This window comes from Shinella sp. JR1-6 (assembly GCF_004284735.1).
Classification (GTDB): Bacteria; Pseudomonadota; Alphaproteobacteria; order Rhizobiales; family Rhizobiaceae; genus Shinella.
Map to the genome: position 1 here is coordinate 1 of NZ_SHMI01000059.1, position 11397 is coordinate 11397.

An 11397-nucleotide genomic window follows, 5' to 3' on the forward strand; every position below is an offset into this window, starting at 1 on the left:
TGGCGGAGAATTCCAGATTAGACGGGCCTCGGCTGGCGCAAGGACGGATCCGCCACATAATCTCGCCCGGCACATAAGAACGGTTATGTGGCGCGCCACATAACCGTTCAACGGCTCGCTTTATGTTTTTCGGGCCAAACGAGCAGACCGTGTCAAGATCGTCACCGACACACGCATGCCGAGTATGGATGACATAACGCTGCTCAGTTCCATAGTTCGCAAGCACATAGGCATTCCTGTCGTGCTAGTCACGGTGCATGGCGACGTCGGCCTTGCCGTCCAAGCCACGAAACATGGGCGTCGGTGAAACACGAAATCGCGCGTCTGCAAAGTCTTGTCGAAGGCGGCAGCGTCAAAGAGGACATCGTCGGAGGGAGTCCGGTGATCCTCACGCTGCGCGGCTGCGTGTGCGTGCATCCCGTGCATCCTCTCCTTTACCCACCTGCTGATTCCCAATCGGGAGAAGATCACGAACTTCGGCGGCCTTATCGGCACGCTTCGTTACGAACTTGAAAAACTGGGTCATGCCGCGTGACACCGCGCGGCGGAGACCCTTGGCCGTTTCAAGCACTGGCTGGAAATGCAATCGCGGGCGCTCAGCAGCAGCGCCCGCGCACACAGGCGTTGCATCTTTTGTCATAGGCCGTCATGGCGGCTGCCTTTCGCGACGAAGCGTCCACTCGCCGAGGGGTTGTCGGCATCGAGCACTGGCTGGCGTGTCCGAATGACAATTCCGAATCGAATCGACCCAGGATCGCCCATGTTTGTCACTTGTCTTAGTTTCGCGCAGAATCGCGCCACCGCTCCCGCCTTCATGGCGGCGCATATTGCAGGGATCGCGCAGGGTTTCGCCGAAGAGGTTTCTTGTGTACGGGGTCGCTTCAGCCCACCAAACCTCCTCCATAAGGAAGCCCGAACCGAGAATGATGTGCGCATGGCAGCCGACCAATTCGTCATGGAAGGTGTAGTGCCCGCGGAAACCCTCGAAGTCGACGCGAACCTCACGACCTCGGCGTTGGAGCTTCTAAAGGCCGATGCATCGACGAAAACGGACGGCGACGCGATCTTGAGGTCGTGGCATCGCGAAAGGCGAGCTTACACGGCACCTAGCCCACCAATCCTGCGCTCCGTTTCAAGATTCGCTCTGCTCAGGGGTGCCCGCTGCACGAAACATCGCCCGGATAGATACCGGCAATCCGCGCGTTGTCGGCTGCGTTGTCGACAAGAATCCGGGTGAAGGGATACTCGTCGCGATGGCGGTCCGGCAACCGCGAGCGAGCAAGAGTGCGCCGGGCTAACTGCACCCGTGGAAAAGGCGTTTCATCATGTCGACCATAGAGAAGGAAAGGAAAGCGCATGACGGGCAGGCAGCCAAAATCAGGTCTCCACGCGCGATCCTAAGCCGCTACTATCGACTAATGACGAATATCCCGCCCCTTCTGGAGAGGGTATTCCTTAACGATTGCCTACTCTGTCACGGGAAGATGGAGACGGAGGAGCAAGAAGAGAGCGTCTCCCGAGGGGGCGCAATGTTGAAAAGGGAGGAACAATCGTGGCGGAAAATTCTTCGTCCAACGCATATTGGTCAGCAAATATTCGCGTCATTTTCATTTGTTTGGCTATCTGGGCTGCCGTGTCCTACGGCTTCGGCATCCTGCTACGTCCCGCGCTGTCTTCTATTGCGGTAGGCGGAAGCGATCTTGGTTTCTGGTTCGCGCAACAGGGATCAATCGTGATCTTCATCGCGCTGATCTTCTACTACGCCATTTACATGAACAAGATCGACCGTGAACACGGCGTCGACGAGGAGTGAGGAAGGCAGATGGATCAGTACACCCTTAACCTGCTGATCGTGGGGGCGTCTTTCGTACTCTATATCGGCATCGCTATCTGGAGCCGCGCGGGCTCGACAGCAGAATTCTACGCGGCCAATCGCGGCGTCCACCCGGTCATGAACGGCATGGCCACCGCTGCGGACTGGATGTCCGCCGCCTCGTTCATATCGATGGCTGGTATCATCGCCAGTGGCGGCTACGTCAATTCCACCTATCTGATGGGATGGACCGGTGGCTATGTCCTGCTCGCGCTCCTGCTTGCTCCCTATCTTCGCAAGTTCGGCAAGTTCACAGTGCCGCAGTTCATCGGCGACCGCTTCTACAGCCAGTCCGCCCGCCTCGTGGCCGTCGTCTGCCTCATCGTCATCTCTGTAACCTATGTTATCGGCCAGATGACCGGCGCCGGCGTCGCGTTTTCGCGCTTCCTCGAAGTGGAGGCCTCCACCGGCCTTTGGATCGCAGCAGCGGTCGTTTTCGTGTATGCCGTGCTCGGCGGCATGAAGGGTATCACCTATACCCAGGTCGCTCAGTATGTCGTGTTGATCATCGCGTACACCATTCCGGCAGTCTTCATCTCGCTCCAGCTGACCGGCAATCCCGTTCCGTGGTTCGGCCTGTTCGGCACCCACACGGAATCATCCCTACCGCTGCTGCAGAAGCTCGACCAGGTTGTGACCGATCTCGGCTTCGGTGCCTACACCGGGCAAGGTTCCATGCTCAACATGACCTTGTTCACGCTCTCGCTGATGATCGGCACCGCCGGCCTGCCGCACGTGATCATCCGCTTCTTTACCGTTCCAAAGGTCGCTGATGCCCGGTGGTCCGCCGGCTGGGCCCTCGTTTTCATCGCGCTTCTCTACCTGACGGCCCCGGCCGTAGGTGCGATGGCACGCCTCAACATCATCAACACGATCTTCCCCGCCGGCACGCAGCAGCAGGCGGTTCTCTACGACGAGCGCCCGGACTGGATGAAGAACTGGGAAGTCACCGGCCTGTTGAAGTTCGAGGACAAGAACGGCGACGGTCGTATCCAGTACTACAACGACAAGTCCGAAAGCTTTGCCGCCAAGGCTGCCGAGCGGGGCTGGAGTGGCAACGAGCTGACGATCAACAACGACATCCTCGTTCTGGCCAATCCGGAAATCGCGCAGCTGCCGGGCTGGGTGATCGGCCTCATCGCTGCCGGCGGTCTCGCCGCCGCGCTATCAACGGCCGCCGGTCTGCTTCTGGCCATTTCCTCCGCGATCAGCCATGACCTGATCAAGGATTGGCTGAAGCCTGACATTTCGGAAAAGAACGAGTTGATGGCAGCACGTATCGCCATGGCCGGTGCGATCCTGATCGCAACGCTCCTTGGCCTCCACCCCCCGGGCTTCGCCGCCCAGACCGTGGCGCTCGCCTTCGGCCTTGCCGCGGCCACCATCTTCCCGGCTCTGATGATGGGCATCTTCTCGAAGCGCATCAACTCTGCCGGGGCGACCGCCGGCATGCTCGTCGGCCTGATCGTCACCTGCGTCTACCTGTTCACCTATCTGGGCTGGTTCTTTGTCGCAGGGACGAACATGCTGGAGAACGTGCCGGAGAATTATTTCTTCGGCATTCCCCCGACGGCCTTCGGCCCGATCGGCGCACTGCTCAACTTCGCCGTCGCCTATGTCATCTCGGCGATGACGGCAGCACCACCGAAACATGTGCAGGATCTCGTCGAGTCCATCCGCGTCCCGCGCGGCGCGGCTGCAGCGACCGGTCACTAACCAGACGCCAGAGGAAGGCGGGCTCGAAGCCCGCCTTCCCTTACCCAGATTGCCTTACCATCAGGATTGCCATGGCTCCCACATCGGCTGACATTGCTAAATTCCTGGAATCCGTTCACCCCTACGATGGCCTCCCAAGAGCTGAGTTCGACCGCGTCGCACAGTGTTTCATCTGTCAGACCCGCAGCAGCGGCGAAACGGTATACAGCCACGGCGAACCGCTCCCCGGCGTGTTCCTGATCATGGAGGGCGCCGTCGAGGTGACGGATGCCGCTGGAGCGATCATTTCCCAGTTGCTTGCGCGCAATTCCTTCGGCGAACGTGGTCTTCTGGCTGATGGACTCGCCGCCACGACGGCCCGCAGCCTTTCCGATACGCATCTCCTGCTTTTGCCGGCAGACGAATTCAAGCGATTGTTCGAGGAGCAGCCTGTCTACAGGCGTTTCTTTGCCCGAGGCCGGCATGCCGAACCACGCCGGAGCGACATGGCGATGCAAAAGGTCGCCGACCTTATGTCGAGCCCGCCGATCACCTGCGCTCCCCATGACAATATCCGCCAAGCAGCCCGTCTCATGCGGGATCGCCGGATTTCCAGCCTGGGCGTTGTCGACGACGGGCGCCTCGTCGGCATCCTGACCATCCGTGACCTTTCTACCCGCGTCCTGGCTGAAGGGATCGATCCCGATACGACACCGGTTTGCGCCGTCATGACCCGCGATCCGATCGGCCTGCCAGCAGAAGCGCTCGGCTCCGACGTCCTTAATCTTATGTTCGAAAAGCATATAGGCCATCTGCCTGTGGTGCATGGCGACACGCTTGTCGGCATGTTGACGCAGACCAACCTGACACGGTTTCAGGCGGTCTCTTCGACGCAGATAATTCAGGACATCGTCGAAGCAGAAACCGCCCGGAGTCTGCCCGCGATAACCGCCCACATTCCCCGCTTGCTCGCACAGCTTGTCGGCAGCAACCATCCGCACGAGGTCGTCACACGGCTGATCACTGATGTTACCGACGCGGTGACGCGGCGGCTGATACAGCTGGCGGAAGAACCCCTGGGGCCGTCGCCGGTGCCCTATGTCTGGCTCGCATGCGGCAGTCAGGGCAGGCAGGAACAGACCGGCGTAAGTGATCAGGACAATTGCCTCTTCCTTCACGACAGCTTCGTCGAGAGCCAACGTCCCTGGTTCGACGCCCTTGCGCGTTTTGTCAGCGACGGCCTGCACGCCTGCGGCTATGTCTACTGCCCCGGCGACATGATGGCGACCAATCCTCGCTGGTGCCAGCCAGTGCGCGTGTGGCGGACATATTTCCAAGGCTGGATCGATACACCCGATCCGATGGCACAGATGCTTGCAAGCGTCATGTTCGACCTGCGCCCGATTGCCGGAAACGCGGCGCTGTTTAGCGATCTCCAGGCCGAAACGCTCAATCAGGCAAGCCGCAACTCCATCTTTGTCGCCCATATGATCGGCAACTCCCTGAAACACGTGCCACCGCTCGGTCTATTGCGCGGCTTTGCTACCCTGCGCACGGGCGAGCACCGCAACCAGATCGACATGAAGCACAACGGCGTGATTCCCGTTGTCGATCTCGGCCGGGTCTATGCCTTGGTCGGGCGGCTCTCACCCGCCAATACGCGCGCTCGGTTGCTCTGCGCCGAAGACGCGGGAGTCATCTCCGGCGCCGGCGCGAGCGACCTGGTGGCCGCCTATGACCTGATCGCCGAATTCCGGTTGCGCAACCAGGCTGCACAGATCAAGACTGGCCAAAAGCCCGACAACTACCTGGCGCCGTATGAATTCGGTGACTTTGAACGCTCCCATTTGCGCGATGCCTTCGTCGTCGTGCGAACGATGCAATCTGCTCTGGCCCAGCGGGGAAGCGCGTCCATATAGAGGAAGTCCACATGTTGTATGAGTTGATCGCCGCAGTCGTCGCTGGCGTCGCATTGGGAGGCATTGCGATGGCCCTGCGCGCCCTCACGCGCGGGCTGTTGCCGAAATGGCTTGTGCCAGCCGCCGCAGGTGCCGGCATCCTCGGCTATTCGATATGGAGTGAATACAGTTGGTACTCCCGTGCCCTTGCCGCCCAACCAGAGGGCGTGGTCACCGCCTGGCACAATGAGGAAAGCGCCCCCTGGCGCCCATGGTCGTACCTTGCGCCCGTCATCACGCGCTTCACCGCTGTCGATACCCGCACCGTCCAGCGCCACCCGGATTTTCCCGATCAGAGAATAGTCGACATTCTGCTGTCGGCGCGTTGGCAACCGAACTCGATCGTGAAGGTGGTTTTCGATTGCGTCGGCAACAAACGTGCCGACTTGTCTGGAGGGAATATTTCCATCGGGACGAACGGCGAGATCAAAAACGCAAGATGGATTGATCTGACACCTGGCGATGCGGGCCTGAAGGCAGCCTGCGCGCCGGCAGGGGAGTGACCTTTGCGTTGGGGTGTTCGCGGACGCGTCCTGTTTTTCTTTGTTGCCCTGGCGATCGGCTGTCTGGCGATCCTCGTGACGGGCATCTGGTTCGGCTATCATCGCGCCAGCGTATCCAACGTCTACGATGCCTTCGCACAGGCGGGCATCGCGATGGGATTTGGATTCGCGGCCCTGCTCCTTTGCAGCTGGGTTCTGTTCGACAGATACTTCGCGCGGCCGGTGAAGTCCGTCGCTGCCGCCATGCAGGCAAGGGCGTACGCGGACGTCGGGGGCAGCATTGATGTGACCGGTGCGAAACATCTGGGTGAGTTGCCCGGGGCGGTTTCGCAAGCCATTGCGACACTAAGGCAGGCGCGCAGCGACCTTGCCGAAACCGTCGCCCGGGAAACGTCGCAGCTGCTTGCCGACAAGGGGAAGCTGGAGCAGATGCTGTCGGATGTTCCGCCTGCCATTCTGCTTTGCACCGGTCGTCACCACATCGCCTTCTACAACAGTGTCGCTCAGCAAATGCTCGGCACACCGCATATGCCGATCTGCCTCGATCGCAACCTGTTCGACTACCTTGCAGACCATGAAGTCCGCCACGTTCATCGGCGTCTCATGGAACAAGCCGCGCCCGACACAGTCGTCGAATTTACCTGCGCGAAAGGTTCGCGACGGCTTGCGGGCCGTATGCGTCTCGCTGAAAACAATGATGGTGATGCGGGCGCGTATGTCATGACGCTACGCGACGTGACGGAGGAAATTGCCGCCTTCGCCCGGCGAGATCTCCTCTTGCGGGATGTGTTCAATTCCCCGCGGCCGGCAGAAGCATTCGGGGAGCCGACTGGCAGAAACGATGGAGCCTGGGCGGACCTCAAACGTCGGTACCAGGCGTGTGAGGCGGAAGGTTGGCCGACAACACTGTCAGGCACAATCAACAGCCCAGTTCAGACCGGGCACGCCCCCGCCCCCATCTCCAACGCGCCGCGAGCGGTCGTTTACGACTTCGACCTGCTTTCCCGCAAGAACCGGGAAATCATCGCCGATGCGGGTTTGGACGAACTCAACTATGTCGTCTTCGATACGGAAACGACGGGTCTCTTTCCTGAGCGGGGTGACGAACTGGTTCAGATTGCTGCAGTGCGGATCGTGAATGGCAAGCTCATGCTCAGCGAGATTTTCGACACACTCGTCAATCCTGGGCGCCGTATTTCCAGTGCATCGACGGCGATCCACGGAGTGACGGAAGCCATGGTTGCCGACGCGCCGGATGTTCTCCGTGCCGTAGAGCAATTTCACAAATTCGCGGAGGGTTGCGTGCTCGTCGCGCACAACTCACCGTTCGATATGGCGTTTCTCCAGCGCCGTGAAAGAGCCCTCGGCATTCAGTTCTGCAATCCGGTTCTCGATACCGGCATCCTCTCCACCATGATGTTCGGGCGGCATGAAAGCCATACGCTGGACGCCTTGATCAGTCGCCTGGGCATATCCCTGCCCACGAGCAAGCGTCATACCGCCTTGGGCGACGCTATCGCCACGGCCGAGGCTTTCGTCAAACTCAAGGCAATGATGATGGGAAAAGGAATAGCAAGGTTTGGAGATATCGCTGAGGCGTTCAGGAAAATTCCCGATTACCGACGTAGAACCCACACAGAAATGGAACCATGAGAATAGAAAAACTTCCAGGTTATTCCCACAACACTCGCAATCACTTAAATTCATCCGCCGCGTTTCTGTCCTTAGCCAAAACAGATTGACAGAGAGCACGGGCCGTGCAGGCTATGTCATGCCGGCAACGGTCCCAGGCCGTCGTCATTTCTTCTCCCTAAGAAGTCCACCGATGACGGCCTGGTGTTTAGAATCGATCGTTTCCCAGGACGTTCTCTAATCACGTTTGTCAATCTGTGTCGGTGCTATCGTCGGGCACGCTCAAGGTTTTCTTCGAGGTCGGCGCTTTGTGACCGCTTCATCATGGCGTTGGACAGGCTCAGCCAACCAACTTGGTGTTCGCGGTCGCCGGTCCGGCCGGCGCTCCCATCCGCGGGATCGGTTTAGGCTGCGGCACCGTCCTGACCGGACGATTCTGCTGGTGCTTGAGCAAGGTGATGCGTGCTTGCTTCATGCGGGTTGGGTTGCTACAGGATTGGTCCATCGGAGCGGCTCGCCGGGCTTCCCTATCCCTTTAGCGAGCGCCGCAGCACTTATGATTTCGGCTCGTATGCCATGATGCGTTTGATTTTTCCCTGGCCGCATTGCTCATCGACAAGGAACTGCCAAACACCTCCTTGCCAGGTGCGGATATCGGCGAGGAACTCCTTCAGGCTTTCGATCCCCCGGTCGTTGAACGTTGTGATGCCCTCTTCGCTGCGTTCATGGGCACGGATCATGTCGCCATAGTGTGAGCCTGTAGCCGATGGCGTCGGACCTGAAGTTCCAGGGCATGAGGTCTTCGATTTCAGACGCGGGCCTGCCCTGAGCGATGTGGGTCAAGGTTTGGCAGAGCCAGGCGAGCGGATCGACGCTGTTCATTTTGCATATGTGGACGGCCCCCGGCTTGCAAGATTGACGGCAGTAATTTGAACCGATCGCTTGCGATCATATGTCCGGCCTCTGAGTGTGCGGCCGCACATGACCGCGGGCCAAGATGGTTTCCGCTACGCGAGTTCCAAACAGGTCTGCGGCCTTTGTCGGCCTTTGCATTATACGGATTGTCACGCGCTTCGGAACGATCGATCACCATCTACTCTTCTTCTTGCAAGTTTGGGCATCAGTTCAGTGCGGCAGCGTTCCGCAGATCACTCGCCGCGGCTGGCTGATCTCTATACGGCTCGGGCATGAAGCGGTTGCGCGGTGTCGGCCCTGTATTGCCCGCCGGTCACCATGAGCTTCCATGCGACGCGGGCAATCTTGTTAGCCAATGCCACAGCCACGAGCTTCGGCGGCTTGCGCTTGAGGAGTTCCCTGAGCCATGGCGAAGCGTTCTTGCCGCGCCCTTCTCGAACGTGGCGCAGAAGAGCAGTCGCCCCTGCCACGAGAACGCTTCGCAGGGTTTCATCGCCGGCACGTGTAATACCGCCAAGCCGGATTTTTCCAGCGGTGGAGTGATCTTTTGGCGTCAGTCCGAGCCAGGCGGCGAAGTGCCGACCCGAGCGAAAGCCTTCGGGTGCTGGCATCTTCATGACAAGCAGTGACGCGCCGATCGGGCCGACGCCGGGAATTTTCGCTAGTCGCCGACTGCATTCGTCAGCCCGGTGCCAAGCCATCAATCTGGCTTCGACCTTGGCGATCTCTCCCTGCAACTGTCTGTATTCTCGTGCATGAAGCGCGAACAAGTCGCGAGCAAGTTCGGGCAGCGTCTCATCGGTTGCGATACGCTCGAGCAGGTGTTCCACCTTGCATATTCCCTGGGCAGCACTCAATCCGAACTCGGCAGCATAGCCACGTATGGCATTGGCGAGTTGGGTCCGATTCCGGATCAACCTCTCACGAACCCCGATCAGCATCAACGCCGCCTGGCTCTCCGCACTTTTCACTGGGACGAACCGCATCGTCGGTCGACTCATTGCCTCACAGAGGGCCTCAGCATCGGCCGCGTCGTTCTTGCCGCGCTTGACATACGGCTTAACATATTGTGGTGGAATGAGTTTTACCTCATGTCCGAACGATTGCAGCAATCTGGCCCAATGATGGGATCCACCGCACGCTTCGATCGCTACAACAGTTGGTGGCAGTTTCCCGAAGAAGGCGATCATCTCCTTGCGACGCAGTTTTTTGCGCAGCACGGGCTCCTCAGTAGCGCCTACGCCATGCAACTGAAAGACGTGCTTTGACGTGTCCATTCCGATGCGGGTAATCTCTTCCACGGACGGTCTCCTTCGCTTGAGATCTGTAACGACCTCATTCTGGCACATCGATGCCGATTTGGGGGCCGTCCACCCCAACAGGTCTGAAGGAGAGTGGCCAATGTCGCCCAGGTGCGTCCACCACCTTCGCTGCTGGCGAATAGACTATTTTTCTCGTGATTGTTTGAGGCCTGATCGCGCGTTCGACGATGTTGGAGTCGATTTCGACACGGCCGTCCGCCAGGAACTGCTCCAGCACGTCCCGCCAGGAGAGTGCATAGCGGATCGTCTCGGCAGTCTTGGAATTCCCAGAGATTTTGCGCAGCTCTCTTTCCCACAGATCGAAGAGGCCGGTGACAATGACTGCGGACTTTTGCTGTCGCAGCGTCGCTCTGGTTTCGACATCCCGGCCGCGAACCTCATCCTCGACCTTCCATAGTGCGCTCATGGCGACGACCATATCCGTCGCAGCCTGCGAGACCCCGGTGATGTGCAGGTCGTAAAACTTGCGCCTGAGATGCGCCCAGCAGCCTGCGAGTTGGATCGTCTCGTTGTTGCCGCCTTTGGCCCGCGTCCTGGCCAGGCTGGTGTAGGCCATGTATCCATCGACTTGCAGGATACCAATTAAGCCAACGAGAGGCCGCGCCACGCACTGCGCACCTCGGCTGTCTTCGAAGCGATAGGTCACCATCGGCGGGCTGGTTCCGCCATAGGGCCGATCATCGCGTGCGTAAGCCCAAAGCCAGGCTTTCATGGTCTTGCCCGAACCGGGCGCAAGGGTGGTTGTTTTCGGCACGAAAGTCGTGAGGATTGGGCCAGCGGCGCGATCGTGCGGATAGAGGTTCGGCCTGGCGAAGTCATTCAGATTGCGGAATGGATGCTGGATCGAGCGTTTTGCGCCAGCATGGAGATGGGCGAGCCACAGGTTGCGGTGGCAAGCCTTATGGAGCTTCATAGGCTACTTACCGAGCGTGGTGTCAGGCAAAGTTCAACGGATGGACTCACGGCCATCCAGGATGGCGCGCCATGAAGGCACTACCACCACCCTCGACTTTGCCAATACTGACCCTGCAACTGAGCATACCGTTCGATACGCCGCAGATGCGAGATTTGAGTGACGCGGAACGGAGCCCGTTGTCACGAGGCTGGCAACCCTTCTGATGGCCGCAGCCGGCGTCGCAGCGAGGGAGGCGAGCGATGACAAGCAAATTCTCCTTGCCACCTCGGTGCTGACACGCAAAGCTGTGGTCTACGTTCGACAGTCGACCCCGGTTCAGGTCCAGGACAACACTCCACCTCAGCAACCGGAACAGGAGGCCCGGCCACCGCGTCGTAATCCGGAACAACGGAAACGAAGCCATCCAATGAACCACCCCCAAACCGCCCTTCCAGCACCGCCGTGCGCCAGCTATTCTACTGAAAGCGCGTAATCTCATGGCGACGAGCCGTCGCCGATAGCTGCTGATACCAACGAGCGCTGACGGCGACTCGTGGAGGGTTCCCAAATCATCGAATTTCTGACTCCCTGTGCCGAACGGAGG

General features: G+C 59.5%; 8 protein-coding genes and 2 pseudogenes. 6 read left to right on the forward strand and 4 right to left on the reverse strand.

Features of this window, described 5'->3' with window-relative positions:
- Window positions 1–157: 157 nt before the first annotated feature.
- The 6 genes from EXZ48_RS36025 to EXZ48_RS33270 all read left to right on the forward strand — a co-directional run bounded on the left by EXZ48_RS36025 (window position 158) and on the right by EXZ48_RS33270 (window position 7682).
- Entirely contained in the window at window positions 158–307 is a 150-nt protein-coding gene (locus tag EXZ48_RS36025; RefSeq protein ID WP_371687690.1) for a response regulator, read from the forward strand.
- 1245 nt (window positions 308–1552) lie between these two features.
- A complete protein-coding gene (locus EXZ48_RS33250) occupies window positions 1553–1813 on the forward strand; it encodes a DUF4212 domain-containing protein (protein WP_024271627.1) in 261 nt (86 codons plus the stop codon).
- Between the two features lie 9 nt (window positions 1814–1822).
- Window positions 1823–3589, forward strand: a complete 1767-nt coding sequence (locus EXZ48_RS33255) for a sodium:solute symporter family protein (RefSeq protein ID WP_024271628.1) — start codon at window positions 1823–1825, stop codon at window positions 3587–3589.
- 71 nt (window positions 3590–3660) lie between these two features.
- Window positions 3661–5487, forward strand: coding sequence for a DUF294 nucleotidyltransferase-like domain-containing protein (locus EXZ48_RS33260; RefSeq protein ID WP_050746944.1), 1827 nt, complete (start codon window positions 3661–3663; stop codon window positions 5485–5487).
- A gap of 11 nt (window positions 5488–5498) precedes the next feature.
- Window positions 5499–6029 (forward strand): hypothetical protein, encoded by a 531-nt coding sequence (locus tag EXZ48_RS33265; protein WP_023516421.1) that lies wholly within the window; start codon window positions 5499–5501, stop codon window positions 6027–6029.
- Between the two features lie 3 nt (window positions 6030–6032).
- On the forward strand, window positions 6033–7682 hold the full coding sequence (locus tag EXZ48_RS33270) for an exonuclease domain-containing protein (protein ID WP_024271630.1): 1650 nt from the start codon (window positions 6033–6035) through the stop codon (window positions 7680–7682).
- A gap of 533 nt (window positions 7683–8215) precedes the next feature.
- Here EXZ48_RS33270 and EXZ48_RS33275 read toward each other — a convergent pair.
- The 4 genes and pseudogenes from EXZ48_RS33275 to EXZ48_RS33290 form a co-directional block, all read right to left on the reverse strand.
- On the reverse strand, window positions 8216–8401 hold the full coding sequence (locus EXZ48_RS33275) for a hypothetical protein (RefSeq protein WP_024271631.1): 186 nt from the start codon (window positions 8399–8401) through the stop codon (window positions 8216–8218).
- Window positions 8385–8549 (reverse strand): annotated as a pseudogene (locus EXZ48_RS33280) (transposase domain-containing protein); the annotation flags it as partial. The gene EXZ48_RS33275 and the pseudogene EXZ48_RS33280, both read right to left, overlap by 17 nt.
- 284 nt (window positions 8550–8833) lie before the next feature.
- Window positions 8834–9877 (reverse strand): IS110 family transposase, encoded by a 1044-nt coding sequence (locus tag EXZ48_RS33285; protein ID WP_050746816.1) that lies wholly within the window; start codon window positions 9875–9877, stop codon window positions 8834–8836.
- A gap of 80 nt (window positions 9878–9957) precedes the next feature.
- Window positions 9958–10655 (reverse strand): annotated as a pseudogene (locus EXZ48_RS33290) (IS66 family transposase); the annotation flags it as partial.
- Between the last annotated feature and the right edge of the window lie 742 nt (window positions 10656–11397).

Coding starts and splice junctions, on each gene's coding strand:
- EXZ48_RS33255 (WP_024271628.1), top strand. CDS start 1,823: ATGGATCAGTACACCCTTAACCTGCTGATCGTGGGGGCGTCTTTCGTA.
- EXZ48_RS33260 (WP_050746944.1), top strand. CDS start 3,661: ATGGCTCCCACATCGGCTGACATTGCTAAATTCCTGGAATCCGTTCAC.
- EXZ48_RS33265 (WP_023516421.1), top strand. CDS start 5,499: ATGTTGTATGAGTTGATCGCCGCAGTCGTCGCTGGCGTCGCATTGGGA.
- EXZ48_RS33275 (WP_024271631.1), bottom strand. CDS start 8,401: ATGATCCGTGCCCATGAACGCAGCGAAGAGGGCATCACAACGTTCAAC.